Below are 26,049 nucleotides of genomic sequence, written 5' to 3'. Positions count from 1 at the left end.
TCATAATAAAGTAAGACCAAACCTGCAAAGTAAAGAGGCTACCCTGGGGTAGCCTCTTTTTTATCTCAATCACGTTCAGCTTACCGAACAACCATTACCGGGATATGGGCGTGGCGAATCACACTTGAGGCATTGGAACCCAGCAGATGCGTGCTGATTGAAGGGTTGCGTGAACCAATGACCACCACATCGGCTTTAATTTCATTTGCTAGTTCATTGACCATATCACGCACGGTGCCGAAACGGACATGCGTCTTGATTCGCGATGGGTCAATGCTGAAATGCCCGGCCATCGTTTGTAGACGGGTTTCTGCTTCATGCTGTAAATGTTCTTCAAAGCGACGCAGGTCTGCTGTGAAGCGACTCATTGTGAAGCTTGATGAACCGGGAAGTACGTGAAGGAGATGGATAACCCCGTCCTGCTGGGCTAAAAACTCCGCATGACGGACGGCTTTATCGCTCAGCTCCATCTCAAAAACATCAACAGGCATAATGATCGTCTTGTACATATGCTTCCTCCTTGTTCGTTGGTTTCTATATCAACATATTATAGGAGAATATTGTGCCATTCAGGTCGCAAAACTGTCAGATCGGGTAGAGGAGGGCGTAAAAATTTGTCAAAAGCAGCAAGGGCAGTGAAATATGCAGAAAGAGGATGCGAATACATCCTCTGAATAAAGCGCGAAACGCCTCAGGCAGTAGGGAGATTAACGGTGATAATCGCCTGCGGCTTCCGGTTGATACAGCAGTTCCAGTGCTTCAAGATGCGTTGAGGTGCCGCCGGGTAATTCCCAGTGAATGGTACCGCCAACTTTCAGGCCCAGTAGGGCTGCGCCGACCGGGGCCATGACCGATAGCTGCGTAGCGCTATCCGTGACCTGAGAGGGGAAAACCAGCGTACGTACGCGTTCTTCACCCGTTGTTAAATCGCGAAATCTGACCTGGCTATTCATGCTGACGACATCATGCGGCATGGCTTCCGGGGCGAGCATCTGTGCCCGGTCCAGTTCGTCGTTCAATGCATCCGCCACCGGAGAGTTGGCGAAAGCCGGTTGTTCCAGCAGTCGGTCGATGCGTTCTGCATCGAGTTCATTAATGATGATTGCGGGTCTGGTCATCGCATACTCCATGTTATCCAGGAACCTATCCGTAAAAGAAAACCCTCGCCGAAAATGGCAAGGGTTAATGTCCTCTCATCATACTGAGACTTGTCGACGGTTTGAAGTGATTAAACGCACATTCATCAATGATCAATAGCTGAGCCGTATGAAATTTATGATAACGGCATCAGAGTCTGCTTCCTTTAGCTACCCACTTTATCTAATACAAATTGCTTGCCACAATTACCTGGATGGGGCTGAGGCAAAAATGAATCTGCGGAAAGTGGGGCATTTATGGCTGTGGCTTTGATCGAGATTTGCATCTCGGTCAGATAGGCAGGGTTGCCGCTGCAAGTTAATTTAAACGCTTTAACGTTCTGTTTTCCAAAGGCTTGCGCGACTACGGCATCGAAACCCTCACGGCTCACGGCTCACGGTTTGCCCATAGTGTTGTGCGAGGAATCCCCCCAGAGCACTCTGTTTGACTTCACCGTTCAGACGAACCATAGCGCCGAAGTAGTTATCAGGATCAAAACCGAAGCAAATGCCGTGTTTGGCATATTCATAGCGTTCAAGGCACGAATTGCCACCGGAACCTGGCATCACGCCGTTGAGCTTATTCGCCATCTCTAGCGACAGACCGGTTTCCGCTGCCTGGCATTTTCTTCCGGCTTTGGCTTCTGGCATGTTAGGGAGTGGACGTGTCGCGCAGCCATAACGCATCCAGCGACGTTCGTCTACGCCGCGTGCGGCGATGGATTTTGGCAAACTGGGCCATAAACCGTGTACGGTCAGGAAATCGGCTTTATTTGCGCTTTCTTGCTGTAAACGACACTCATCCGGCTCGCTACGGTTTTTGTCATGCATGCTTTGGCAGAATCCCGTTTGCCAGGAGAGGGCCAGCACGTAGCGGTCGAAATCGCCGTATTGCGTTGCTATTAGCGGGTCTGCACTGGCCTGAGTAGAAATAAGCAACAGAGCAATGGCGACGAAATCCTTCCTGAACATTTTTATTCCTGATGACTGACGGTCATTAATAACATTGAGTTATTAAAGCATAAAAAAGGCGCCAACAGGCGCCTTTTCGCGTGGTTTCACGGCTAGTGAATAGCACTGCCCGGGACCAAAATTTCGGTAGCGACTATAACGACCAACAGCCCAACCAGAACGGGGACTGAGGTGCGTTTAACCACTTCAAAAGGTGATATTTTTGCCATCCCGGCAACCGCGACCACCACGCCGGAGACGGGTGAAATAGTTCGTCCAAGGTTAGACGCCTGCAGCATCGGGATGGAAAGATAAGCGGGATTGATACCGGAAGAGTGTGCCAGCTTCGGGATCATCTCAACGAAGGCATAGAATGGTGCGTTGCCGGAACCGGTGGTCATCGCCGCCAGCATTGTCAGTATCACCAATACCAGCATCAGGATAATGCTGGCTGAACCAAATGAGGTGGCGATAGAAATCAGGCCATTGATAAAACCAATGGTGCTCAGCCCTTGGGCAAAGACGCCTGCGGCAACCAGCAGCATGACTACGCCAGCAAAAGCATCCGCCATACCTCGGTAAGCGGCTTCCAGACCATTAAACACGTTTTTGGTATTAAAGCCGCGAAAGAACTCCAGTACTGCAGCCAATAGCATGCAGAGAACGAGGATCGTGATGATGTGCAGTTCCGGACCCCATTTACCGTCGAAAATCAGTACGCCAATGATAGGTGTAAACGGCAGGATGGCGTAAAAAGCAGGGGCTGTGGTGGTTATCTCGTTCACATCCAGCATTTCGTGCGAGGCATTTTCTTTTTTATCGAGATAGCGCTGCCAGAAAAAGTGGGCGATAGCCATGCTGATGATGGCCACAATGGAAATAGGCAGGGTGGTTTTAAAGGCAAAGTCTATCAACGGCATTTCGGCGGCTTTGGCGGCCAGCACCACGTCGCCAGAAGTGGGGGAGAGAATAATCGCAGCCGGAGAGGCGCAAATAGCGGCCGCCGCGCCGCGACTAATGCCGACGTTGACCATCACCGGGAACAGGGTTGCCATCAACAGCACGCCGAGACCGGTCGCTGAAGAGACTGCCAGTGACATCAGGCAGGCCACGAAATAGGCGGCGATCATTAACAGGTATGGAGAGTTAATATAGCGCAGCGGCTTTGAGGCCAGTTTCACTACCATGTCGTTGGCGCCAATATGCGTCATGTAGGTCGCGAAACCACAGAGCATCATTATCATCATGCCGAGGTCGCCGCCGCGGCTCATGAGCAGAATCTTGACGTATTCGATAATATCTGTGGCGGAGTAACCAGTGCTCTTTGCATCACCAGGTAGAATCTTATGCCCCATTAGTGCGCTGGCGATGAGTAATACTAAACCGCCGACGAACAACACGCCGGTGGCTGAATAGCCTTTAATGATATAGCGGGCGACGCCCACAATGACCACAATCCCAATGAGGATCTCTACTAGCGTAAGCATCTTTTACCCCTAAACCATTAACCCAAAGAATCTGCTGATAAATAAAGCGAAGAAAAAATTAAGTGAGCGAATGTGCCTAAAAAACGGGCTGAACTCGCTGATGCAAATCAATAAATCGGTGAGAATACCTTAATTGCCGTACAATGGGGACGTGGCCAAAAGGCCAGTCGTGATGATTTTCAGATTTTTGTACCGGACAAATCAAGAGTTTGCCTAATTCCGTTAAGGTATTATTAAGTTTATCTTTGCTATCTTAACCCGCCTTAAAAATGATACTGGTAATAGAGAAGTGTTAATGCTGAGCAGTTAAGGAACGGTTGACCGAGTTGGTGATGCCTCTAATTAGTTGAATCTGATGTATAATGCGGGCTTTTGAGGTTCTTTCATGGCCAGCGTTAACATTCATTGTCCTCGTTGTCAGTCTGCACAGGTCTACCGCCATGGTCAGAACCCTAAAGGCCATGACAGATTTCGCTGCCGTGACTGCCACCGCGTTTTTCAGCTCACTTACACTTATGAGGCCCGTAAGCCGGGCATTAAAGAGCTGATCACTGAAATGGCCTTCAATGGCGCCGGGGTTCGCGATACCGCCAGAACACTGAAAATTGGCATTAACACCGTCATCCGGACTTTAAAAAACTCACGCCAAAGCGAATAACGTCTTCGCCCGTTGCTCATGCTGATGTGGCGCTTATCTGCGAACTTGATGAGCAATGGAGTTTCGTTGGCAGTAAAGCCCGGCAACACTGGCTCTGGTACGCGTATAACACCAAAACAGGGGGTGTACTGGCCTACACTTTTGGTCCCCGTACCGATGAAACCTGCCGGGAACTACTGGCACTGCTTACGCCATTCAACATCGGCATGATCACCAGCGACGACTGGGGCAGCTATGGCCGGGAGGTGCCGAAGGATAAGCATCTGACCGGAAAAATATTCACCCAACGGATTGAGCGCAATAACCTGACGCTGCGCACCCGCATTAAGCGCTTGGCTCGTAAAACAATCTGCTTCTCGCGTTCAGTAGAGATCCACGAAAAAGTCATCGGGACGTTTATTGAAAAACACATGTTCTACTAATTGGAAGCATCACCGGTTTTTTCTTGGATGCCTGGGACTGCTGCTCTCATCCGCTACTGCTAACGCATCGTTTAGCTCAACGCTGCGCGATGGTTACAACACGCTAAGTGATAACATTGCGCAGACCTGGAATGAGCCTGAGCACTACGATCTTTTCATACCGGCGGTGACCTGGCATGCTCGTTTCGCCTACGATAAAGAAAAAACGGATAAGTATAACGAACGTCCCTGGGGGGCGGGCTTCGGCATTTCGCGTTGGGATGATAAAGGGAACTGGAATGGTATTTACCTCATGGCCTTCAAAGACTCCTATAACAAATGGGAGCCCATTGGCGGCTACGGTTGGGAAAAAACCTGGCGTCCGTTGGCTGACGATAACTTCCATCTTGGCTTAGGCTATACCCTTGGCGTAACGGCGCGTGATAACTGGAACTATATCCCTATTCCAGTTGTGCTGCCTCTGGCCTCCATTGGTTACGGTCCTGCAACATTCCAAATGACCTATATTCCAGGTACCTATAACAACGGTAACGTTTACTTTGCGTGGGCGCGCATCCAGTTTTAACCAGCACGGCATTGCATTGCAACAAAAGTGATAAGCGGACTATGTTCTGAAAAAACAATGATTAAAGTTATATGTCTACAAAAAGATAGAGACTTTTATCACTTTTTAGCAAAGTTGCGCTGGACAAAAGGTACCACAATTGGTGTACTGATGCCCGACACAGTATTAGTGTCGATTTTTTCATATAAAGGTAATTTTGATGTCTAAGATTAAAGGTAACGTTAAGTGGTTTAATGAGTCCAAAGGATTCGGTTTCATTACTCCGGAAGATGGCAGCAAAGATGTATTCGTACATTTCTCTGCAATCCAGTCCAACGGTTTCAAAACTCTGGCTGAAGGTCAGCGTGTAGAGTTCGAAATCACTAACGGTGCCAAAGGCCCTTCTGCTGCAAACGTAATGCCTATCTAAGCAACGCGTCAGTAGAATATAAAAACCCGCTCTTAGCGGGTTTTTTTTTGCCTGTAGTTAGCGGCTTGCTGCCTGAGAAAATAGCCAGAATGCCGCTGCCGTCATGGCAAACGAGCCTAATAAGTTGACGACGATATTCAGCAATGCCCAGCTAAAGCGCCCCTGCTGCAGAAGAAACACCACTTCGGCGGAAAATGTGGAGAAGGTTGTCAGTCCGCCGCAAAAGCCGGTGGTGATAAGCAGTTTCCACATCGGATCGATACCCGTCAGTCGATTAAACCAGGCCAGACCGGCTCCGATAATAAATGCCCCTAGCAGGTTAGCAGTAAGAGTACCAATGGGGAGAGCGTGGTGCATGGGATTAAGCTTCATACCCAGCCACCAGCGTAAAACGCTGCCAGTGCCGCCGCCAAGAAATACAGCCAAAAGGAGTTGCAACACGGTCGTTCCCTGTTTATTGATTGATACTAAACTTCGAGTGTAGCGCGCGAAATACCTTGCTGGCTATGAATTACCTGATGGGAGAGAAAAGATGCTTGTTGCTGCCGGACAATTTGCCGTAACGCCAGACTGGACGACCAATGCGCAGACTTGCGTCGTGCTGATGCGTCAGGCTGTCGGGAGGGGGGCTTCGTTATTGGTATTACCAGAAGCGCTTCTTGCTCGAGATGACAACGATGCGGATTTATCGGTTAAATCAGCCCAACTCCTGGATGGCGGCTTTTTACAGTTACTGCTGGCGGAAAGTAAAAACAGCGTGCTGACGACGGTGCTGACTTTGCACGTGCCTTCAGGCGAGGGGCGGGCAACTAACACGCTGGTGGCTTTACGTCAGGGTAAGATTATTGCGCAATATCAGAAGCTACACCTGTATGATGCTTTCAATATTCAGGAATCCCGGTTGGTCGATGCCGGACAGCAAATTCCGCCGCTTATTGAGGTTGATGGGATGCGCGTCGGGCTGATGACCTGCTACGATTTGCGTTTTCCTGAACTGGCGCTGTCGCTAGCGCTCAGCGGGGCGCAACTCTTAGTATTACCCACTGCGTGGGTGAAAGGGCCGCTTAAGGAACATCATTGGTCGACGTTGCTGGCGGCGCGGGCGCTGGATACTACCTGTTATATTATCGCGGCAGGTGAGTGCGGAACCCGCAATATTGGACAGAGTCGTATTGTTGATCCTCTTGGAATGACGATCGCTGGGGCAGGAGAACAGCCGCAGTTGATTTTTGCTGAGCTTTCAGCTGATTATCTTCAGCTGGTACGGGAACGCTTGCCGGTGTTGCAGAATCGTCGCTTTGCGCCACCGCAATTATTATGACGTTTTTTTAAACAAGGCTTGATTCACCTTGTTACAGATTGCTATTGTGTCCGCGCGTCAAATAGCCGTTAATTGTATGCGTGTATGATGGCGTATTCGCAGCTTGTATTAGAGAAGAAGGTTAGCTATGGGTGAGATTAGTATTACCAAACTGCTGGTAGTCGCAGCGCTGATTATTTTAGTGTTTGGTACCAAAAAATTACGCACGCTGGGTGGAGACCTGGGCTCGGCCATCAAAGGCTTTAAAAAGGCCATGAACGATGACGATGATAGTGCGAAGAAAACCAGTGCAGAGGAAGAGATCCCGGCACAGAAACTCTCTCATAAAGAGTAATTCACTTCGTGCTTCCCGGTGGAGGGGAGCACGCTGCCGACAGGTGTGAACCTGGACGGCAAAGAGGCCGCAGCGTTAGTCGTTGCGGCCTCTTTTTGTTATATATACGTTATTTGGCCTAAAAAGATGCAACCAACTGTTACCGCGCTGGGTTAATTCATTTCAATGGGGAATTTCGGGAATAGCAGAACAGAAAAGTAAACTGCTGCGCTACCAGGTTTCACGCAGCAGTCGAGGTACGGATTACTTCACTTCCATACCTTTGGCTTGCAGGTCAGCATGATAGGACGAGCGAACGAACGGCCCGCAGGCGGCGTGGGTAAAGCCCATTGCCATGGCTTCACCTTTCATCTCTTCGAACTCATCAGGGCTAACATAACGCTGTACCGGCAGGTGATGACGGCTTGGCTGCAAATATTGACCTAAAGTTAGCATCGTGACGCCGTGACGACGTAGATCGCGCATCACTTCAACGATTTCGGCGTTCGTTTCACCTAGACCAACCATCAAACCCGATTTAGTCGGGATCTCCGGATGTGCTTCTTTAAAACGCTCCAGCAGCTTCAGAGACCAGTTGTAATCGGCTCCCGGACGAACCTGGCGATACAGGCGCGGCACGTTTTCCAGGTTATGGTTAAACACATCCGGCGGTGTCGCCTGGAGGATTTCCAAAGCACGATCCATACGACCGCGGAAGTCCGGAACCAGGGTTTCAATTTTGATGGTCGGATTTTTCTCGCGAATAGCGCTGATGCAGTCGGCAAAATGCTGAGCGCCGCCATCGCGCAGATCGTCACGGTCAACGGAGGTCACCACAACGTAACGCAGGGCCATATCGGCAATAGTTTGCGCCAGCTTTTGCGGTTCGTTGGCGTCAGGAGTGACCGGGCGCCCGTGCGCCACGTCGCAGAACGGACAACGACGGGTACAGATGGCACCCAGAATCATAAAAGTCGCCGTTCCGTGGTTAAAACATTCCGCGAGGTTCGGGCAAGAGGCTTCTTCGCACACGGAGTGCAGGCCGTTCTTACGCATCGCTGCCTTGATCCCCTGGATACGGGACGAGTCAGCCGGAAGTTTGATTTTCATCCATTCCGGTTTTCTGAGCAGAGCTTCACGCTCAGTTGCCACGTTTTTCACCGGGATAAGGGCCATTTTATCGGCGTCGCGGTATTTAACACCGCGTTCCATCACAATGGGTTTACTCATAGCGTGCGTGTTCCAGTTGCAAGTCACGAAGGAAAGCGAATCAATTCAAGAAAATGTTGTATTTATCAACTATTTTTGAATTAAGCGCAGGCAGTATACCATTGATGCGGGGCAGAAAGCAGCCTGGTAACACGGCAAATTGTAAAATAGTTGTTGTTTTATGTTTTTCCCACACGTGCTTTATCACCTAAAAGGCCTGGCGAATGGTCTCTACAATCTCTTTCAATAAGGGTTCTTGCGCGCTGAGCTTATTGTAATGTAGCGAAATATCAATTTTTTCCGCCTGTAAAGGTGGGAAATCAAGCATTTTTAACGGCCATATGCGCTCTACCAGGGAGAACATTCCGGAAGTAATCAGCCCCAGCATCTCGCTTTCACTGACCAGTGCGGCCTGAGTTAACAAATTGTAGCTACTGAAGCCGCAGCGACGCTCGCCCAGGTGCTCATGCAGGCGACGCAGAATTGTTGCATAGCGATGGTGCTCAGGTTGCAGCAGCGCGAATTCATATTGACGAAGGTTTTCTGGAGTTGCCGGCATTTTTAACGCTGGATGGCCTGCCCGGCAGTATATGTGCACACTATCCTGAAATAACACATGATGCGTAATCGACAGCCCGGCGTGCGCGAAGCTGTCGATCAACAGATCGACCTGACGCTGATTCAACTGGCTGACGGCGTCGTTGATGGCGATATTATGCAGCAATACCTGAGGAAAGACGGCTCTCAGTTTTTTGGTAATTACCGGCATTATCAACGCTCCGATAGCCGGAGAGGTCGCGATGGTTATCACTCGCTCTTGGTGCGTATCACCGGTTAAATCCAGCGCGTTGAGAAAAGCCTCCATTCCCTGACTAATATGCTGATGAAGATGCGTTGCATAGGCGGTAGGCGTTACGCCCTGGCCTTTGCGAATAAACAGCGGATCGGGGAAGAGTGCTCGCAGTTTGTTGATTGATTGACTGATCGCTGAGGGGGTGATGTTGAGCACCTTTGCCGCATTAACGATGCCTTTATGCACATAAACGGCTTCAAAAATAGTCAGTAAGTTCAGGTCTATGTTACGCAAAATGCGAAACATCTGCCGCCCGTGGCGATCATCTTGTGGGTCAGTTGGTTCTGCTGGAGCGTTATTTTCTTCCACTCTATATTTCCGATAATGGTGAATAGCATCATTATAACGACCAGACTCATTCTGATACGTGATAATACACAGCAAATATAAAGACTTAATTTGTTGTGAGAGGGAAATGTGACGTCCCGCGACCACGGGACGTAATAATTACCGGACTGAAATGTATTCGTACGGTGGATTATTGAGCAGTGCCAACAGATTCGCGGCCAATTGCGGAGCAACGGTTTCTGGACGAGCATTCGGCTGCCACTGACGCATTTGAGTCATTTCCATACCAGCGTAACCACATGGGTTAATTCGCAGGAATGGTGACAGATCCATGGCGATATTCAGCGCCAGACCGTGGAATGAGCAACCTTTGCGGATACGCAGGCCCAGAGAGCAGATTTTTTGCTCGCCGACATAGACGCCGGGAGCATCGGCGCGGGGGTGCGACTCAATGCCAGATTCTGCTAGCGTATTCACGACGGTTTGCTCTAAAAGGGTGACCAGCTCACGTACACCCAGCTTACGACGTTTAAGGTTCAGCAGGACGTACATCACCTGCTGCCCAGGACCATGATAGGTAACCTGCCCGCCACGGTCACTCTGAATCACTGGGATATCGCCAGGAACAAGAACATGTTCGGCTTTTCCGGCCTGGCCCTGAGTGAACACTGGATGATGCTCGACCAACCAGATTTCATCCAGGGTGGAGTCGTCGCGAGTGTCGGTGAACTCATGCATTGCCTGCGAGATAGGTTCGTAAGGTTGCAGGCCGAGTTGGCGGATGAGGATTTTATTGTGCTGCAAAACAACGTCTCCGCAGAGAGAGAATAACTTGAGTGGGGAGTATATCACAGCGAGAAAGAGAGGATTACCCGGCACAAAGGCCGGGTCAAGCAATCGGTTTACAGCACCATTCGCACGATTTCAATATTACCCAACTCTTCGTACAGGGTTTCTACCTGCTCGATATGTGTGGCGTTAATCGTGATGGAGACCGAGTGGTAGTTGCCTTTGCTGCTGGGTTTTACCGTCGGAGAGTAATCACCTGGTGCATGGCGCTGTACCACTTCAACCACCTGGTCAACCAGCTCCGGCAACGCCTGTCCCATTACTTTGTAAGTAAAAGGGGTAGGGAATTCAAGCAGTTCGTTAAGTTTGGTTTTCATGTCAGCTCCGGTGTTACAACAAAAAATAATAACTCCCACGACGTGTGGGAGTTATCAGGATACCTAGTATATGGGGACGCAAATCACACTTTCAAGTGTTCGATTTTTAACCAAACCAGTGATGGAACATTAACTTAATGTAATCAATGATTTTGCCGAAGAAATTGCCTTCCGGAATTTCCTGCAGTACGACCAGCGGGCGCTGATCGATAGTTTTACCGTCCAACTGGAAATTAATGGTGCCAACAACCTGGTTTTTCTGTAGCGGCGCGTGCAGTTCGGCATTGTTCAGGACATAGCTGGCTTTCAGGTCTTTCATACGACCACGAGGGATAGTCAGATAAACGTCTTTGTCCACACCGAGGGAGGCGCGATCGTTATCACCAAACCAGGCGGGTTCAGAGGCGAACTCTTTCCCGGCTTTAATCGGGTTAACGGTTTCAAAGAAGCGGAAGCCCCAGGTCAGCAGTTTTTTGCTCTCGGACTCACGGCCTTTATAGGTACGTCCACCCATCACGGCAGAGATCAGGCGCATCTGGCCTTCGGTTGCCGAAGCCACGAGATTATAGCCCGCTTTGTCCGTATGGCCCGTTTTAATGCCGTCGACGCTCAGACTTTTATCCCATAGCAGGCCGTTACGGTTGAGCTGGCGAATCCCGTTAAAGGTGAACTCTTTTTCTTTGTAGATGGTGTATTCGTTCGGCACATCGCGGATCAGCGCCTGGCCAATCAGCGCCATATCACGCGCCGAGCTGAACTGACCATCGGCATCCAGGCCATGAACGGTCTGGAAATGGGTGTTCTTCAGACCCAGAGCGTTAACGTAGTTATTCATCAGGCCGACGAAGGCATCCTGGCTACCAGCGACATAGTCGGCCATCGCCACACAGGCGTCATTACCTGACTGCAGGTTAATACCGCGGATCAGCTGGGAAACCGGTACCTGCATACCAGGCTTAAGGAACATCAGTGAGGAGCCTTTAAAGACTGGGTTACCGGTCGCCCACGCATCGTTACCAACGGTGACCAGATCGGATTCTTTAAACTTGCCCGCTTTCATCGCCTGACCAATAACATAGCTGGTCATCATCTTGGTCAGACTCGCCGGGTCGCGACGGGAATCGGCGTTATTTTCAGCCAATACCTTGCCTGAGTTGTAATCGATAAGAACCCAGGATTCGGCATCAATCTGCGGGGCGCCAGGGATCATAGTTTTGATATTCAGGTCATCGGCGCGGGCAGCTGAGGATAGCGCTGCCACGGAGAGCGCCGTAACAAGTAAACGAGCGGTGAAAGAGGTCTTCATGGTCTGAACAACGGCATCCGTGATGGAGTTAAAAAAAGTGCCTTACTATAGCAAATGCACTGCGGGCCAGCATCCGACATTGCGCATGACTTTGTTAATGACTTTGTCATGCGTGGTGAGCGGAGGACAACAGCCCGACGCGTTTAGTTGGCGCGAGTAATAAATGATTGCAGCTGAGCTTCGCTTTGTAGGCGTTGTTGAACCGTGCTGGCTTGCCCTTTGCTGCTGAATGGACCCAATTGAATACGCCATACCGCGCCGTTTTGCATCACGCGGCCGGGTACGGAGAATTGCTGGCTCAGGCGCTGCTGATACTGCTGCGCACGGGCCTGATCGCTGACGGCACCTACCTGTACGACGAAGTCGCCGCTGGTGGTGGCAGCCGCTGGTGTTACCGCAGCAGTCGCCGCTACGGCAGGCGCTACGCCGCCCTGGACCGAACCTGGAGCTGTAACCGGCGCGGTTTGCACAACTGGCTCACTGCTTTCCAGCACCCCACTGTTCAGCGGCGTTGGCGCGCCAAGGAACCCGCCGCTGTTTACCGGTGCGCCGGTGCTATCTTCTGGCTTTAAAGTTGAGTTGCTGATGGCATGAACATCAGTTTGCGCGGGTTGACCGATGGCTGCACCGTTATCACCATCAAGATTCGGACGTGCGGGCAGGGCGTAGGTCTGTTTAGCAACGGTCGTACAGGCCATACCGGGGCCGGAAAGTGAGCCATCTGGGGCGACAACGATCGGATCGATACGCACTTTGGTATTGTTCGAGGTATTCAGACGATCGGCTGAGGCACGTGAAAGCGAGATGACGCGATCGTTGCCGTAAGGTCCGCGATCGTTGATTCGTACCACGATCATTCGCCCGTTGGCGAGGTTTGTTATCCGCGCGTAGCTTGGGATCGGCAACGTCGGATGCGCGGCGGTGAGCTGCGTCGGGTCGAAGGCTTCCCCTGAGGCGGTCAGGTTGCTGTTCGGCTCTGCATCGTAAATCGCGGCAAAACCAGCCTGGGTAAAGTTAGAGGGATCCTGGACGATTTTATAACTTTTGCCATCGCGTTCGTAGTCTTGATTCGCCGTTGCGTTAGGCGTTTCATACTGTGGATCCGCACCGCTGATTTCCACAGTTGGTCCATTACAAACGGCCGGCTGTGGAGTGCTGACCGTTTTCTGTTGAACGTCATCACTCTGACATGCCGCCAGCAGCCCTGCTGCTATGCAGATCCCCAGCCATTGCTTACGCATCGCGAACCCCTTAAACGCTTTTCGACAACATTTTTCTATGAGTATGGATCGACATGACGATACCAAACCCGGCCATCAATACGATTAGGGCAGAGCCCCCGTAGCTGACCAGCGGCAAAGGTACCCCCACCACTGGTAAAATACCACTTACCATACCAATATTTACGAAGACATAAACGAATAAAATCAACATTAAACCCCCAGCCATAACCCGACCAAAGGTCGTTTGCGCCTGGGAGGCGATCCATAGCCCACGCATGATAAGCAAAATATACAGCGCCAGCAGGATCAGTACGCCAATCAGCCCCAGCTCCTCTGCCAGAACGGCAAAGATAAAGTCGGTATGGCGCTCCGGTAAGAATTCCAGCTGGGACTGGGTGCCGTGCAGCCAACCTTTTCCGCGTAGTCCACCGGAGCCGATAGCGATTTTTGATTGAATAATGTGGTAGCCCGCGCCGAGCGGATCGGTTTCCGGGTCGAGCAGCATCATCACGCGCTGGCGCTGATAATCATGCATCAGGAAGAACCACAAGATGGGGATAAAGGCGGCGACCAGCACCACCGCAATGCCGATCAGACGCCAGCTCAGCCCAGACAAGAACAGGACAAACAGGCCGGATAACGCTACCAGAATCGAAGTTCCGAGGTCAGGCTGCGCGGCAACCAGCAGCGTGGGTAAGAAAATCAGCACCAGCGCAATAGCGGTATTTTTTAGCGATGGTGGACAAACATCGCGGTTGATAAAGCGCGCCACCATCAGCGGTACGGCAATCTTCGCGATTTCCGAGGGCTGAAAACGGACGATACCGAGATCCAGCCAGCGCTGCGCCCCTTTGGAAATTGCGCCAAAGGCATCCACCGCCACCAGCAGGATAATACAGACGATGTAGAGGTAGGGAGCCCAGCCCTCATACACACGCGGCGGGATCTGCGCCATGACGATCATGATAACGACGCCCATGGCGATCTGGCCGATTTTGCGCTCCATCATGCCCATGTCCTGACCGCTAGCGCTCCAGATAACCAGCGCGCTATAGGTCAGTAGCGCCAGCAGGATAAGCAGCATGGTGGGATCGAGATGGATTTTATCCCATAGCGATTTTTTGTTTGGATTATCCGTCATTATTGATCCTCCCCAGCCGTGACCGCCGGATTTTCACTCGGCAGATTGGTGTTGTTATCGCCCAGCATTATATGATCGAGAATCTGGCGCATAATGGTACCGACTGCAGGCCCTGCGCCGCCGTTCTCGAGAATGATTGCAACGGCAACCTGGGGGTTGTTATAAGGGGCAAATGCCGTCATGAGTTTGTGGTCACGCAGGCGTTCTGCGATTCGGTGCGCGTTATAGGTTTCATTGGCTTTCAGGCCAAAGACCTGGGCGGTGCCCGATTTCGCCGCAATTTTATACGGCGCGCTGGCGAAATATTTATGTGCAGTACCGTTTCCACGGTTGGCTACGCCATACATTCCGTCTTTGGCGATTTCCCAAAAACCAGAGTGAATATCGCCGACCGGCGGTTCGTGCGGCTGTACCCATGGTACTGGTTTGCCATCTTCAACCGTGCTTTGCAGCAGGTGCGGCACTTTGACGACACCGTCGTTAATCAGGATCATCAGCGCTTTGTTCATCTGAATAGGCGTTGCGGTCCAGTAGCCCTGACCGATGCCGACCGGAATAGTATCGCCCTGATACCACGGCTTCTTGAAGCGTTTGAGCTTCCACTCACGGGTAGGCATATTGCCGGAGCGTTCTTCCGAGAGATCAACGCCAGTATAGTGGCCGTACCCGAATTTGCTCATCCATTCGGACAGGCGATCGATACCCATATCGTAAGCAACCTGATAGAAATAGGTATCGGCAGACTCTTCCAGCGCTTTAGTGACGTTCAGATGCCCGTGGCCCCACTTCTTCCAGTCGCGATAGCGCTTATCTGAACCTGGCAGTTGCCACCAGCCGGGGTCAAACAGGCTGGTATTACGGGTGATTACGCCCGCGCTGAGCGCTGAGACTGCGACGTAGGGTTTAACCGTCGAGGCAGGAGGATATACCCCTTGAGTCGCGCGGTTGACCAGCGGCGTATTCGGATCGTTGAGCAGCCCTGAATAATCTTTACTGGAGATGCCGTCAACGAACAGATTCGGATCGTAGCTTGGAGTCGATACCAATGCGAGGATCGCGCCGGTTCGTGGGTCGGTTACAACGACGGCCGCGCGGCTTCCCGCGAGCAGCGTTTCAATATACTGCTGTAGTTTCAGGTCGAGCGTTAAATAGATATCGCGCCCGGCCTGCGGTGGGACTTCCTTAAGCTGACGAATCACGCGACCACGGTTGTTAACCTCGACCTCTTCATAGCCGGTTTCCCCGTGCAGCACATCTTCATAGTAGCGCTCAATACCGAGTTTACCGATGTCATGCGTCGAGGCATAGTTAGCCAGCTTCCCCTCTTTATCCAGGCGATCGACGTCTTTATCGTTAATTTTAGAGACGTAGCCGATAACGTGGGTAAGGGCGGAATTATAGGGATAGTAACGGCGTTTATAGCCTTTGACTTCCACGCCGGGGAAGCGGTACTGGTTAACCGCGAAACGAGCCACCTGGACTTCGGTAAGGTTCACTTTCACCGGAATAGAGGTAAAGCGATGCGAGCGCGAGCGCTCTTTTTTAAAGTTCGCCACATCGTCATCGGTCAGGTCGATGACGTCACGCAGCGCATCCAGCGTCTGCTGTACGTTATCGACCTTCTCCGGCATCATTTCCAGCTGGTAAATTGTGCGGTTAAGCGCCAGCGGCGTACCGTTGCGATCGTAGATAATGCCGCGACTCGGCGGAATAGGGACCAGCTTGATGCGGTTTTCGTTCGAGCGTGTTTGATAGTCTGTGTAACGCACAATTTGCACGTTATAAAGGTTGGCGATCAGTACGCCGGTAAGCAGCAAAATCCCCAAAAAAGCGACCAGCGCCCGGCGCACAAACAGCGAGGATTCAGCCGTATAGTCGCGGAAAGAATTCTGTAATTTCATTCGCTGCTTAGTCTACCCTGGTCATCATTACTCACGGTGGTAAGGGTGGTTGGTGGTAATGCTCCACGCCCGATAAAGACTCTCGGCCACCAGTACGCGAACCAGCGGGTGAGGTAATGTGAGCGTTGAGAGCGACCAACTTTGTTCCGCTGCCGCTTTACAAGCTGGAGAAAGGCCTTCCGGGCCGCCGATGAGCAGGCTGACGTCGCGGCCATCCTGTTTCCAGCGCTCCAGTTCGCGCGCCAACTGTGGCGTATCCCACGGTTTCCCCGGGATATCCAGGGTCACGATGCGGTTTTTTCCTGCGGCCGCTAACATCATTTCCCCTTCTTTTTCAAGGATGCGCTTGATGTCAGCATTTTTACCGCGTTTACCGGCGGGGATCTCCACCAGTTCGAACGGCATATCTTTTGGAAAACGGCGCAGATACTCGCTAAAGCCGGTCTGAACCCAGTCCGGCATTTTGGTGCCAACGGCCACCAGGTGCAGCTTCACGCATTAACTCCAGAGTTTTTCCAGCTCGTACAAACGACGGCTCTCTTCCTGCATGACGTGAACCATAACGTCGCCAAGATCCACAACAATCCAATCGGCAGCAGCTTCACCTTCAACGCCCAGCGGCAGCATACCGGCGGCGCGAGATTCTTGCACAACGTGATCGGCGATGGACATAACATGGCGCGTGGAGGTGCCTGTGCAGATAACCATGCAATCTGTAATGCTGGATTTGCCATGAACGTCAATGGCTACGATGTCCTGACCTTTCAGGTCATCAATTTTGTCGATAACAAAATCCTGGAGTGCTTTACCCTGCAAGAGTTCCCCCTGGGTGAGTGTGAAGTGTGATAATAATAAACAGCCTGACAGTATACCCGAACTGGTGACAAAGTCGGGATAAATGTCGATAGACAGGCGGTGAAGGCGGCTATCATCCCATCCATCGCCGATGATTGCATCGCCATTTTTGTAAAACAATTTCTGCAAACTTCAAATGGCGGGTGCAGCCTGGCTGCGGAGAATAACAGTCTGCTTTGGCCTGTCAATGGTCTGCACGCAATTCTTCTTCCGCTAGCCAAACGGCCTGGCTATTTAGCACCCGAAGCGTGGCGAAATCTGGTTGGATATCGACCATGCTCCATGCGCCATGCTCGATGGGGAAGTGCCACATTGAGGCAGCCGGCATGTTGAGCAATTGGGCAATCAACAGGCTAAGGACGCCCTGATGACCGACGATTAATAGATGCTCAAGCTGTTGATACTGAGGGAGGGTGGCGGTAAAGCCGGAAACCCGCTGGGCAAACGCTTGAAAGCCTTCACCGTTGGTGGGGGCGGCGTGCTGCCAGTCGGCGCACCAGGCGGCGTAGTTTTCCGCATCCTCATGCTGTAACTCCCTATGGTGGCGCATTTCCCAGTCGCCAAAGAACATTTCATTGAGTTCGGGAAAACAGTGTTGGGGAATTTCTCGTTCGCCAAGCAGCAGGCTGGCCGTGCGTTGCGTTCGTTCGAGTTCACTACAAAATACGCGCTGGAAGGGGACAGCATGAAGGCGCTTTCCCAGGGCGTGCGCTTGCCTGACGCCACGTTCGGTTAATGAAGTTGGAGCATGCCCGCTGTACAGGCCCGCGACGTTGGCCTCGGTTTCACCGTGACGAACTAACCATAATTTCATGATTAACCTCGCTAATGAGGAAAGAGACGAAGCACAACGATACTCTGTTTATCAGCGGCATCGCCAGCGCCGGGTCAACAATAAAGCTTTTGCTGGCGGATATAGTCCAGTACTGCTGCTGGCAGCATATCGGCGCAGGATTCACCCGTCTCAAGACGCTGGCGGATTATTGTTGCCGAGATATCAAACCATGGCGTCTCGGCCAGATAGATAACGCCTGCTGGGCTGCTGTGCAGGCGCTCAACATCGTGGGTCAGATGTTTGTCCAGCCACAGCTGATCTTGTTCGCAATCCATTGCCAGCGGATAGCCCGGACGCCGGCAAACGATCAAATGAACGTTATCAAGAATGCTTTCATAGTCGTGCCAGGTGGTAAAGGTGAGAAGCGAATCCTGGCCAATAACAAAGGCCAGCGGTTGTTTCGGCCCTTGCTCCTGGCGCCACTCCCGCAATGTTTGCGCCGAATATGACGGTGTATCACGTTTAAGTTCACGATCGTCAAGGATAAACAAAGGCTTATCGGCGATGGCAAGCTCCAGCATGTGCCTACGCTGGTCGCTGGTGGCCTCAGGCTGCGGGCGGTGCGGCGGCACATTGTTGGGTACAATAATGACTTTATTCAGACCGATTTGGTTAGCCAGAATTTCCACCGGTTTAAGGTGACCATAGTGCACCGGATCGAAGGTGCCGCCGTACATAGCCTGCAACTGAGTCATATCAACCATCAATAAAAACGTCTGCCAGTGCTTTATGGCAGAGCAACAAAGAGAGACTTTCCAGCTCGGGCCAGACGGAGTGTCCGTAATCCTGCTTGAAGGTGAGTTCTGCACGGGTCAATAACGTGACGGCCTGACGTAACTGGTCGGCACTGAGGCGAGCGAGAGCATCGCTGACCAACTGCCGGCGATTCTGCCACACCCGATGCTTATCGAATAACGAACGCAGCGGAGTATGAGCAGATTGTCGTTTCAGGTTCACCAGCAGCAGCAGCTCACGCTGGAGTGTTCGCAGTAGAATTGCCGGTTCGCTGCCTTCCAGACGCAGTTGTTGCAGCACGTGCAGGACGCGCTTACTTTTGCCTGCCAGTAACGCATCAACCCAGTGATAAGGGGTGAAATGAGCGGCATCATTCACCGCCTGTTCAACGCGCGGTAGCGTCAGTTTGCCGTCAGGCCACAGTAATGACAGACGTTCGAGGGCCTGCGCCAGTGCCAGCAGATTGCCTTCATAGCAGTAGCACAACAGTTGGCTGGCTGCGTCATCAAGCTGCAGATTATTTTGTTTTGCGCGTGCGGCGAGCCAGCGCGGTAGCTGGGCATATTCCGGCGTCTGGCAGCTCACTTGTACCGCACGATTGGCAAGGGTTGTCACCCACGCGGCGTTTTCCTGAGCTTTTGTTAGCTTATTGCCGCGAACAATCAGCAATAAGTCGTCGTGAAGCATGTCGACAAGCGTCGCCAGCTGTTCATTGATGGCGGCATTAGGGCCGTTTTCCGGCAGTATCAGCAGCAGCGTTTGACGACTGGCAAACAGGCTCATCGCCTGGCTCAGAGAGAACAGGGCAGACCAGTCGGTGCTGGCATCAATAGTGGCGGAGTGGTGTTCGATAAAGCCCTGGGCAGCAGCGGCTTCGCGTATCGCGTCCTGACTTTCCTGCAACAGCAGTGGGTCGTTGCCAAGCAGCAGATAGGCCGCGCGCAGCCCTTCAGTGAGCTGCGCGCGGAGCTGTTCCGGGTACAACCGAATCATCAGTTACCCAGCGTAGTGGAGACGCGGTTGCCGGAGGTTGAAGATGCTGGGGTCGTGGCGACCGGCTTCTCATCCTCTTTTGTGGCTTCGACATCCGCGACATGAACGCTTGGCAGCTTACGGATCAGTTGTTCCGCGGCTTTATCGTACATCTCCTGGATGATCATGTCCTGCTCAGCATCTTTCGCTAACGCCGCCTGCGGGTTATCGAAGAACGAGCGATAGACTTTGGTCGTGATCGGATAGATATCATGGCCCGGGATCAGCACGCTGGCATTCACCGTCATCACCATTTGATATTCTGCCGTACGGCCATCCTGGAAAATAGATGCTGTATCTTTCTGAATCGACGATGATTCCAGACGCAAAGAAGGAATATCTTTGCGCAAAGTGCTGGCATCGACCAGTTCGATACCGTTCAGACGCAGCTGATTACGGACCGCACGACTTAATGGACCATTCGGATCGCCCGACTGGAGGATCATGGTTTTCATTGCGGTTGGAACCTGCGTAGTACTACGTAGATGCCAGCCGCAACCGGCGGTGATTAACACCGCCAGAGATAACACCAATGTTGCCAGATATCGCACGCTTCCTCCCGCGCTTAGCCAACGACCAGATTGAGCAGTTTACCCGGAACGTAAATGACTTTACGCACGGTCACACCGTCAAGATATTTCGCGACCAGATGTTCCTGACCAGCACGTTCACGAACCTGCTCTTCGGTTGCATCCACCGCAACGGTAATTTTACCACGAACTTTACCATTTACCTGGACGACGACCAGGGTGGTGTTTTCAACCATCGCGCCTTCATCAGCGACCGGCCACGGCGTGTTGTCAATGTCGCCTTCGCCGCCCAGCTCCTGCCACAGAGTAAAGCTGGCATGAGGGGTGAACGGGTTGAGCATACGCACGACCGCCAGCAGAGCCTCACGCATCAGCGCGCGATCCTGTTCGCTTTCCTGCGGCGCTTTCGCCAGCTTGTTCATCAGCTCCATAATCGCCGCAATGGCGGTGTTGAAGGTCTGACGACGGCCGATATCATCGGTTACTTTGGCAATCGTTTTATGCACGTCGCGGCGCAGCGCTTTCTGATCTTCGCTCAGGCTGGCAACATCCAGCGCGGCAACAGCACCCTGGGTGGTGTGTTCGTAAACCAGTTTCCAGACGCGCTTCAGGAAGCGGTTAGCACCTTCTACGCCAGACTCCTGCCACTCGAGGGTCATGTCTGCCGGAGAGGCGAACATCATAAACAGACGCACGGTGTCCGCGCCGTAACGCTCAACCATTTCCTGCGGGTCGATGCCGTTGTTTTTTGACTTAGACATCTTGCTCATGCCGGTATACACCAGCTCGCGGCCTTGCGGGTCGAAGGCTTTAACGATACGGCCTTTCTCGTCACGTTCCACGGTCGCGTCTTTCGGGGAAACCCAGTTGCGCTCGCCGTTTTCGCCGACGTAATAGAAGGCATCCGCCAGCACCATACCCTGACACAGCAGTTGTTTAGCCGGTTCGTCGGAGTTAACCATGCCCGCATCGCGCATCAGCTTGTGGAAGAAGCGGAAGTAGAGCAGGTGCATGATGGCGTGTTCGATACCGCCAATATAAATATCAACCGGCAGCCAGTAGTTTGCCGCTTTCGGGTCCAGCATTCCCTCGTCATACTGCGGGCAGGTATAGCGCGCATAGTACCAGGAAGACTCCATAAAGGTGTCGAAAGTATCGGTTTCACGCAGCGCAGGCTGACCGTTGACGGTGGTTTTCGCCCACTCAGGGTCGGCCTTGATTGGGCTGGTGATCCCATCCATCACCACATCTTCCGGCAGGATAACCGGCAGCTGATCTTCCGGCGTTGGCATTACTGTGCCATCTTCCAGGGTGACCATTGGGATCGGCGCGCCCCAGTAGCGCTGACGGGATACACCCCAGTCACGCAGGCGGTAGTTGATCTTACGTTTGCCAACGCCGAGAGAAGCCAGTTTGTCAGCGATAGCGTTGAAGCCCGCTGCGTGATCAAGACCGCTGAACTCACCAGAGTTAAACAGCGCGCCTTTGTCAGTCATCGCCTGAGCGGACAGATCGGGTTCAGACCCGTCAGCAGCCAGAATAACCGGCTTAATGTTCAGACCATATTTGCTGGCGAACTCGTAGTCGCGCTGATCGTGGCCCGGAACGGCCATCACTGCGCCAGTACCGTATTCCATCAGCACAAAGTTTGCCGCCCATACCGGGATGGCTTCGCCGGTCAGCGGGTGAATTGCCTTAAAGCCGGTATCAATGCCTTTTTTCTCCATGGTCGCCATATCCGCTTCGGCAACTTTGGTATTGCGGCATTCGTCAATAAAGGCAGCCAGCGCTGGGTTGTTGGCAGCAGCCTGCTGCGCCAGCGGGTGACCCGCTGCAACGGCCAGGTAGGTGCAACCCATAAAGGTGTCAGGACGGGTGGTATAGACCGTCAGCTTGTCAGCATACTCGTTCACGTCGAAGGAGATTTCGACGCCTTCAGAGCGACCAATCCAGTTGCGCTGCATGGTCTTCACGGTATCCGGCCAGTGATCTAGGTTATCCAGATCGTTCAGCAGCTCGTCCGCGTAGGCGGTGATTTTGATAAACCACTGCGGGATCTCTTTACGCTCAACTTTGGTATCGCAGCGCCAGCAGCAGCCATCGATAACCTGTTCGTTGGCGAGAACGGTTTGATCGTTCGGACACCAGTTAACGGCTGAGGTCTTTTTATAGACCAGACCTTTTTTATACAGTTCGGTGAAGAACTTCTGTTCCCAGCGGTAATATTCCGGGGTACAGGTCGCAACTTCACGACTCCAGTCATAGCCGAATCCCAGCTTTTTCAGCTGGTTTTTCATGTAGGCGATGTTGTCGTAGGTCCACGGGGCCGGAGCGGTGTTATTTTTTACCGCTGCACCTTCAGCAGGCAGACCGAATGCATCCCAGCCGATAGGCTGAAGTACGTTTTTGCCCAGCATACGCTGGTAACGAGCAATCACGTCGCCGATGGTGTAGTTGCGCACGTGGCCCATGTGTAGTCGACCAGAAGGATAAGGAAGCATCGACAGGCAGTAATACTTCTCTTTGCTCTCGTCTTCAGTTACTTCAAATGTACGATTATCGTCCCAGTGAAGCTGGACTTTCGATTCTATCTCTTCCGGGCGGTATTGCTCTTGCATGGCAGCCAGTGGTCCTGTGTTCAATACAGCTACAAAGCGTAGCCAATGGATGTGTTATTTCAGATCGGCATAGCATAGCCCAAACGCCAACGTCAAAACAGCCTTTCGCACACTTTCCATGGATGAAAGCGGCGGAGAAAATTTCACGACTATGTGGGCTAACTGGCAAAGCACCGGGAAAATAACGTCTATTATTATAAGAAGTTAACCACACCGGAGGCGAAATGATGAACAAGGTTGCTCAATTCTACCGAGAGCTGGTGTCGACGCTTAGCGAGCGGTTACGCAATGGAGAACGCGATATTGATGCGCTGGTGGAGCAGGCCAGGATTAAAATCAGCCAGTCCGGCGAGTTAACGCAGAGCGAAATCGAGAACGTTATCCGTGCTGTCAGACGTGATCTGGAGGAGTTCGCGCTCAGCTATGAAGAGAGTCAGGATGAACTCACCGATAGCGTCTTTATGCGCGTGATTAAAGAAAGCCTGTGGCAGGAGTTAGCGGATATTACGGATAAAACTCAGCTTGAGTGGCGTGAGGTGTTTCAGGATCTCAGCCATCACGGCGTTTACCACAGTGGTGAAGTGGTGGGACTGGGAAATTTGGTGTGTGAGAAGTGTCATTATCATCTGCCGGTCTATACCCCAGATGTACTGCCACGCTGCCCAAAATGCGGGCACGATCAGTTTCAGCGTCGGCCATTCGAACCATAAATAATGAGGCCCGGCGTGATAAATATGCATCGGGCGTTGTTGAGTAGAATTTAGAATAAATTAGAAGGCCAATATAAATCCCATCAATATATTGGCCTTTGTTTTTAAGAAAATGCCGCTCGTTCTTTTTATCTCCATTGGATTTATACTCACCGTATATTACGGCTGAATAACACGATCAAAATATCATTATCGATTGAAATATAAAATCGATAGCAATGGATACTGCTTTATGAATAAAGACGATCAATATTTATTATTTGCACTTTCTACTCCAATGGAAATTCTGAACCACGATTGTTCCCCATCACACACGTCACCAAAAATGTATGAAGGAATGAAGTTTTTCGATCTCGCCTCTTCCTGGGGTATTGAAAATCGCGATGAATTAATTCAAACCGTTTATCGCATGACGGATGATGGCCATGCGACACAGTTGGCTGGTTTTTATTGCAATTGGTTTCGCTTTTCGCCGCAGGAGTGGCAGGCACTTATCTGTGATGGGCTGGGTGACAAAGGGCGCGCTTTCGCGCAGTTTGTTGCCGAAACGGCGATGTGCTGTGGCGAAGGGGGGATACGCGCCTGGGATTATGTTCGTATGGGGTTTCTGTGCCGAGTGGGTGTACTCAATAAATGGTTAACGCAAGAGGAGAGCCTATGGCTGCAATCGCGGGTGCATCTTCGGGTGCTGCATTTTTATAGCGGCTGGGTGCAGTATTACGCCGCCTACTCGCTGGGACGGCTGTACTGGCAATCGCCAGAAGGAGATGATCTGGAGGAACTAAGAATATTTTTAGCGCATAAAGAATATGACAAAGCGGGTGAACGCATGTTTCGGGACCTGGTGTCGCAAGAGGATAGTTTTTACGCCACGTTGCCGTGGCGGCCATTAATGGATTATCCCGAATGCCCGGAAACGCTCAAGGATGTTAGCGACCTATGAAAACATGTTGGGAAGTTCTTGGTATTGAGTATACCCACGATGCAGATGCTATTCGTCAGGCCTACCTGGCATTGCTACCGTCGTTCCACCCGGAAAGCGATCCTCAGGGGTTTAAAGCGCTTCGTCAGGCTTATGAAAGCGCTTTGCAGGAAGCTAAAAAACCCGCTGCGCCAGTGGTGGTGGTGGATGCGAATACGCAGCAGATTAATGAAATCCAGGAAGTGTTTCGCGATTTGCTGGCCTGCGATGAACGGCGATTTCAACCAGCAGCCTGGCAGCGTTTTATTCAGCAAATTAACACGCTCCCTATTAAGCTGGTAGAGAGGCTGCGCTGGCCTCTGTACGCCATTGCTCAGGAAGCGTATCCGGTTTCGTATATGTGTCTGAGGCTGTTGGCGGAAAGGCTGAGCTGGGAGCGACTTGACGGTGGCGAAGCGGTGGATAGAGAAGCACTGGAAGATTTTCTACGGGACGTTCAACATGGCGATATGTTCGATTACTCGCTGTTGTTGCATTTACCCGCAGAAGTGCAAAATCAGACCATCGCATTTTATGCTGCTCTGGAAGGATCTTTTTTCAACCATCCCGCGTTTTTTTCCCAGTTTATCAATCAGCATGGCGTAACGATTGTACCGGATGATCTTCAGTTCCAGCGACGTTTTCTGCGTTGGTACAGCTCGCTGCAATGGGGGATCCCGGAGCTGATTCCCGTTGCGAAAGCGTGGAGAGAGGATGAACCGGATAATAGCAGCCCACAATATTATGAATATACTCAGCGTGTTTATTGTGGTGAAGGTGACAGCCTGCTGCCTGAGCTTTGCGCTCTGTGGAAACAGGAGCCGTCTACGCAGATGGATAATCTGCTGCTGCACTGGTGCCGCCAGAATCGCCCTGACGACTATCCGCTGGTGGTCCTGGCAGTTGAAAGGCATGAGCAGCGGGGCAGCGAGGGTGAAGAGTTGGCTTACTTCCACGGCACCAGCGCCCGCACGCGTTTACTGTGGGCTGAAGCCCTGCATAGCGGGATATTATCGCCATTGAGCCGTTGTTTTGTGACGCGTGTTTTGCAAAGTAAATTCCCGGAGATTGATAAACAATACCGTTCGCATCCGCGCTGGCCTCTGTATCATCTCGCTGAGCTATTGGTTCGTCAGAAATTACCAGCAACAAAGCACTACCTTCCTTTGGTTGAGAGGCAGATGGCGGACGATCTTTGTCCCTTTGAGGCGCTGATTATTGGTGCCCTGATGCCACCAGGGACAGAAACGTCGACCGCAGATGGTGTCGATCAATCGGATAGTGCCAACAGCAATACAAAACCGTTCAGCGTATTCAGCGTTGTTAAAGTGATTTTCTACATTTTTCTGGTCGCTGGGGCGTTAAGTCGGATTTTGCACCTTTTTGGTTGATGTATAAATCTGCTGGAGCGCGTGCTCCAGCAT

27 protein-coding genes and 1 pseudogene are annotated in these 26,049 nt (G+C 51.8%); 8 read left to right on the top strand and 20 right to left on the bottom strand.

Going from position 1 to position 26,049, the window contains the following annotated elements; genetic code table 11:
• Positions 1 to 80: 80 nt before the first annotated feature.
• The 4 genes and pseudogenes from uspG to dcuC form a co-directional block, all read right to left on the bottom strand.
• Positions 81 to 509, bottom strand: a complete 429-nt coding sequence (gene uspG / locus AC07P6_RS21915; RefSeq protein WP_112214531.1) for a universal stress protein UspG — start codon at positions 507 to 509, stop codon at positions 81 to 83.
• A gap of 198 nt (positions 510 to 707) precedes the next feature.
• Positions 708 to 1,118 carry a nucleoside diphosphate kinase regulator gene (rnk, locus tag AC07P6_RS21910; RefSeq protein WP_478314632.1) on the bottom strand — a complete coding sequence of 137 codons (411 nt, stop codon included), beginning with the start codon at positions 1,116 to 1,118 and terminating at the stop codon, positions 708 to 710.
• Positions 1,119 to 1,303: 185 nt separating this feature from the next.
• Positions 1,304 to 2,108, bottom strand: a pseudogene (gene rna, locus AC07P6_RS21905) (ribonuclease I).
• A gap of 92 nt (positions 2,109 to 2,200) precedes the next feature.
• A complete protein-coding gene (dcuC, locus tag AC07P6_RS21900) occupies positions 2,201 to 3,574 on the bottom strand; it encodes an anaerobic C4-dicarboxylate transporter DcuC (RefSeq protein WP_287859292.1) in 1,374 nt (457 codons plus the stop codon).
• Positions 3,575 to 3,959: 385 nt separating this feature from the next.
• On the opposite strand from dcuC, the gene AC07P6_RS21895 reads away from it, so the two are divergent.
• From AC07P6_RS21895 to cspE, 3 genes are all read left to right on the top strand, one after another.
• Positions 3,960 to 4,654 (top strand): IS1-like element IS1N family transposase gene (locus AC07P6_RS21895; RefSeq protein WP_087786203.1). Its coding sequence is split into 2 segments (ribosomal slippage): positions 3,960 to 4,206 and positions 4,206 to 4,654, totalling 696 coding nucleotides; the frame shifts between segments, so codons are not numbered across the junction.
• Entirely contained in the window at positions 4,632 to 5,219 is a 588-nt protein-coding gene (pagP, locus tag AC07P6_RS21890) for a lipid IV(A) palmitoyltransferase PagP (protein ID WP_478314630.1), read from the top strand. Before AC07P6_RS21895 ends, pagP begins: the two co-directional genes overlap by 23 nt.
• A gap of 199 nt (positions 5,220 to 5,418) precedes the next feature.
• Positions 5,419 to 5,628 (top strand): transcription antiterminator/RNA stability regulator CspE, encoded by a 210-nt coding sequence (gene cspE / locus AC07P6_RS21885; protein WP_004100146.1) that lies wholly within the window; start codon positions 5,419 to 5,421, stop codon positions 5,626 to 5,628.
• Between the two features lie 57 nt (positions 5,629 to 5,685).
• On the opposite strand, the gene crcB is transcribed toward cspE, so the two are convergent.
• The gene (gene crcB, locus AC07P6_RS21880) at positions 5,686 to 6,069 is read right to left on the bottom strand and encodes a fluoride efflux transporter CrcB (protein WP_182236949.1); all 384 of its coding nucleotides are present in this window, start codon (positions 6,067 to 6,069) and stop codon (positions 5,686 to 5,688) included.
• Positions 6,070 to 6,160: 91 nt separating this feature from the next.
• Here crcB and AC07P6_RS21875 point away from each other — a divergent pair, with 91 nt between their 5' ends.
• Both AC07P6_RS21875 and tatE read left to right on the top strand, forming a co-directional pair.
• Positions 6,161 to 6,949, top strand: coding sequence for a deaminated glutathione amidase (locus AC07P6_RS21875; RefSeq protein WP_478314628.1), 789 nt, complete (start codon positions 6,161 to 6,163; stop codon positions 6,947 to 6,949).
• 127 nt (positions 6,950 to 7,076) lie between these two features.
• Positions 7,077 to 7,283 carry a twin-arginine translocase subunit TatE gene (gene tatE / locus AC07P6_RS21870; RefSeq protein WP_110273326.1) on the top strand — a complete coding sequence of 69 codons (207 nt, stop codon included), beginning with the start codon at positions 7,077 to 7,079 and terminating at the stop codon, positions 7,281 to 7,283.
• Positions 7,284 to 7,526: 243 nt separating this feature from the next.
• On the opposite strand, the gene lipA is transcribed toward tatE, so the two are convergent.
• From lipA to leuS, 15 genes are all read right to left on the bottom strand, one after another.
• Entirely contained in the window at positions 7,527 to 8,492 is a 966-nt protein-coding gene (gene lipA, locus AC07P6_RS21865) for a lipoyl synthase (RefSeq protein ID WP_142512026.1), read from the bottom strand.
• 187 nt (positions 8,493 to 8,679) lie between these two features.
• Positions 8,680 to 9,633, bottom strand: a complete 954-nt coding sequence (locus AC07P6_RS21860; RefSeq protein WP_182236945.1) for a YbeF family transcriptional regulator — start codon at positions 9,631 to 9,633, stop codon at positions 8,680 to 8,682.
• A gap of 138 nt (positions 9,634 to 9,771) precedes the next feature.
• The gene (lipB, locus tag AC07P6_RS21855) at positions 9,772 to 10,416 is read right to left on the bottom strand and encodes a lipoyl(octanoyl) transferase LipB (RefSeq protein ID WP_304256983.1); all 645 of its coding nucleotides are present in this window, start codon (positions 10,414 to 10,416) and stop codon (positions 9,772 to 9,774) included.
• 98 nt (positions 10,417 to 10,514) lie between these two features.
• Entirely contained in the window at positions 10,515 to 10,778 is a 264-nt protein-coding gene (gene ybeD / locus AC07P6_RS21850; RefSeq protein WP_004100153.1) for a DUF493 family protein YbeD, read from the bottom strand.
• Between the two features lie 106 nt (positions 10,779 to 10,884).
• Complete coding sequence (dacA, locus tag AC07P6_RS21845) at positions 10,885 to 12,084, bottom strand: D-alanyl-D-alanine carboxypeptidase DacA (protein ID WP_110273330.1); 1,200 nt, start codon at positions 12,082 to 12,084, stop codon at positions 10,885 to 10,887.
• A gap of 143 nt (positions 12,085 to 12,227) precedes the next feature.
• Positions 12,228 to 13,325 (bottom strand): endolytic peptidoglycan transglycosylase RlpA, encoded by a 1,098-nt coding sequence (rlpA, locus tag AC07P6_RS21840; protein ID WP_182236941.1) that lies wholly within the window; start codon positions 13,323 to 13,325, stop codon positions 12,228 to 12,230.
• A 10-nt stretch (positions 13,326 to 13,335) separates the two neighbouring features.
• Positions 13,336 to 14,448, bottom strand: a complete 1,113-nt coding sequence (mrdB, locus tag AC07P6_RS21835; RefSeq protein ID WP_110273332.1) for a peptidoglycan glycosyltransferase MrdB — start codon at positions 14,446 to 14,448, stop codon at positions 13,336 to 13,338.
• Positions 14,448 to 16,349 carry a peptidoglycan DD-transpeptidase MrdA gene (gene mrdA / locus AC07P6_RS21830; protein ID WP_110273333.1) on the bottom strand — a complete coding sequence of 634 codons (1,902 nt, stop codon included), beginning with the start codon at positions 16,347 to 16,349 and terminating at the stop codon, positions 14,448 to 14,450. The genes mrdB and mrdA overlap by 1 nt, the downstream gene beginning before the upstream one ends.
• Before the next feature lie 27 nt (positions 16,350 to 16,376).
• Positions 16,377 to 16,844, bottom strand: a complete 468-nt coding sequence (rlmH, locus tag AC07P6_RS21825) for a 23S rRNA (pseudouridine(1915)-N(3))-methyltransferase RlmH (protein WP_004100160.1) — start codon at positions 16,842 to 16,844, stop codon at positions 16,377 to 16,379.
• A gap of 3 nt (positions 16,845 to 16,847) precedes the next feature.
• Complete coding sequence (gene rsfS / locus AC07P6_RS21820; RefSeq protein ID WP_004100162.1) at positions 16,848 to 17,165, bottom strand: ribosome silencing factor; 318 nt, start codon at positions 17,163 to 17,165, stop codon at positions 16,848 to 16,850.
• Between the two features lie 223 nt (positions 17,166 to 17,388).
• Entirely contained in the window at positions 17,389 to 18,018 is a 630-nt protein-coding gene (locus tag AC07P6_RS21815) for an adenosylcobalamin/alpha-ribazole phosphatase (RefSeq protein ID WP_304256988.1), read from the bottom strand.
• 74 nt (positions 18,019 to 18,092) lie between these two features.
• Positions 18,093 to 18,743, bottom strand: coding sequence for a nicotinate-nucleotide adenylyltransferase (nadD, locus tag AC07P6_RS21810; protein ID WP_304256990.1), 651 nt, complete (start codon positions 18,741 to 18,743; stop codon positions 18,093 to 18,095).
• Positions 18,736 to 19,767, bottom strand: coding sequence for a DNA polymerase III subunit delta (gene holA, locus AC07P6_RS21805; RefSeq protein WP_478314624.1), 1,032 nt, complete (start codon positions 19,765 to 19,767; stop codon positions 18,736 to 18,738). The genes nadD and holA overlap by 8 nt, the downstream gene beginning before the upstream one ends.
• Positions 19,767 to 20,357, bottom strand: a complete 591-nt coding sequence (gene lptE / locus AC07P6_RS21800) for an LPS assembly lipoprotein LptE (RefSeq protein ID WP_181483054.1) — start codon at positions 20,355 to 20,357, stop codon at positions 19,767 to 19,769. The genes holA and lptE overlap by 1 nt, the downstream gene beginning before the upstream one ends.
• A gap of 14 nt (positions 20,358 to 20,371) precedes the next feature.
• Positions 20,372 to 22,954: a leucine--tRNA ligase gene (gene leuS, locus AC07P6_RS21795; RefSeq protein WP_434659790.1), complete on the bottom strand. Its 2,583-nt coding sequence runs from the start codon at positions 22,952 to 22,954 to the stop codon at positions 20,372 to 20,374.
• Positions 22,955 to 23,181: 227 nt separating this feature from the next.
• Here leuS and AC07P6_RS21790 point away from each other — a divergent pair, with 227 nt between their 5' ends.
• From AC07P6_RS21790 to AC07P6_RS21780, 3 genes are all read left to right on the top strand, one after another.
• The gene (locus AC07P6_RS21790) at positions 23,182 to 23,664 is read left to right on the top strand and encodes a zinc ribbon-containing protein (RefSeq protein WP_478317055.1); all 483 of its coding nucleotides are present in this window, start codon (positions 23,182 to 23,184) and stop codon (positions 23,662 to 23,664) included.
• A gap of 232 nt (positions 23,665 to 23,896) precedes the next feature.
• Complete coding sequence (locus tag AC07P6_RS21785) at positions 23,897 to 24,607, top strand: DUF1266 domain-containing protein (protein WP_478314621.1); 711 nt, start codon at positions 23,897 to 23,899, stop codon at positions 24,605 to 24,607.
• Complete coding sequence (locus AC07P6_RS21780) at positions 24,604 to 26,016, top strand: J domain-containing protein (protein WP_478314619.1); 1,413 nt, start codon at positions 24,604 to 24,606, stop codon at positions 26,014 to 26,016. Before AC07P6_RS21785 ends, AC07P6_RS21780 begins: the two co-directional genes overlap by 4 nt.
• Positions 26,017 to 26,049 lie beyond the last annotated feature (33 nt).

The sequence above is a fragment of the Klebsiella sp. GFKo11 genome (assembly GCF_056490265.1).
The sequence above is the reverse complement of the archived record's forward strand: the minus strand, read 5'-3'. Positions and strand labels throughout refer to the sequence as shown.

Coding starts and splice junctions, on each gene's coding strand:
- nadD (WP_304256990.1), bottom strand. CDS start 18,743: ATGGTTGATATGACTCAGTTGCAGGCTATGTACGGCGGCACCTTCGAT.
- AC07P6_RS21815 (WP_304256988.1), bottom strand. CDS start 18,018: ATGAAATTATGGTTAGTTCGTCACGGTGAAACCGAGGCCAACGTCGCG.
- mrdB (WP_110273332.1), bottom strand. CDS start 14,448: ATGACGGATAATCCAAACAAAAAATCGCTATGGGATAAAATCCATCTC.
- dcuC (WP_287859292.1), bottom strand. CDS start 3,574: ATGCTTACGCTAGTAGAGATCCTCATTGGGATTGTGGTCATTGTGGGC.
- AC07P6_RS21790 (WP_478317055.1), top strand. CDS start 23,182: ATGAACAAGGTTGCTCAATTCTACCGAGAGCTGGTGTCGACGCTTAGC.
- AC07P6_RS21785 (WP_478314621.1), top strand. CDS start 23,897: ATGAATAAAGACGATCAATATTTATTATTTGCACTTTCTACTCCAATG.
- cspE (WP_004100146.1), top strand. CDS start 5,419: ATGTCTAAGATTAAAGGTAACGTTAAGTGGTTTAATGAGTCCAAAGGA.
- holA (WP_478314624.1), bottom strand. CDS start 19,767: ATGATTCGGTTGTACCCGGAACAGCTCCGCGCGCAGCTCACTGAAGGG.
- uspG (WP_112214531.1), bottom strand. CDS start 509: ATGTACAAGACGATCATTATGCCTGTTGATGTTTTTGAGATGGAGCTG.
- AC07P6_RS21875 (WP_478314628.1), top strand. CDS start 6,161: ATGCTTGTTGCTGCCGGACAATTTGCCGTAACGCCAGACTGGACGACC.
- rnk (WP_478314632.1), bottom strand. CDS start 1,118: ATGACCAGACCCGCAATCATCATTAATGAACTCGATGCAGAACGCATC.
- lipA (WP_142512026.1), bottom strand. CDS start 8,492: ATGAGTAAACCCATTGTGATGGAACGCGGTGTTAAATACCGCGACGCC.
- ybeD (WP_004100153.1), bottom strand. CDS start 10,778: ATGAAAACCAAACTTAACGAACTGCTTGAATTCCCTACCCCTTTTACT.
- AC07P6_RS21780 (WP_478314619.1), top strand. CDS start 24,604: ATGAAAACATGTTGGGAAGTTCTTGGTATTGAGTATACCCACGATGCA.
- rlpA (WP_182236941.1), bottom strand. CDS start 13,325: ATGCGTAAGCAATGGCTGGGGATCTGCATAGCAGCAGGGCTGCTGGCG.
- tatE (WP_110273326.1), top strand. CDS start 7,077: ATGGGTGAGATTAGTATTACCAAACTGCTGGTAGTCGCAGCGCTGATT.
- dacA (WP_110273330.1), bottom strand. CDS start 12,084: ATGAAGACCTCTTTCACCGCTCGTTTACTTGTTACGGCGCTCTCCGTG.
- mrdA (WP_110273333.1), bottom strand. CDS start 16,349: ATGAAATTACAGAATTCTTTCCGCGACTATACGGCTGAATCCTCGCTG.
- leuS (WP_434659790.1), bottom strand. CDS start 22,954: ATGCAAGAGCAATACCGCCCGGAAGAGATAGAATCGAAAGTCCAGCTT.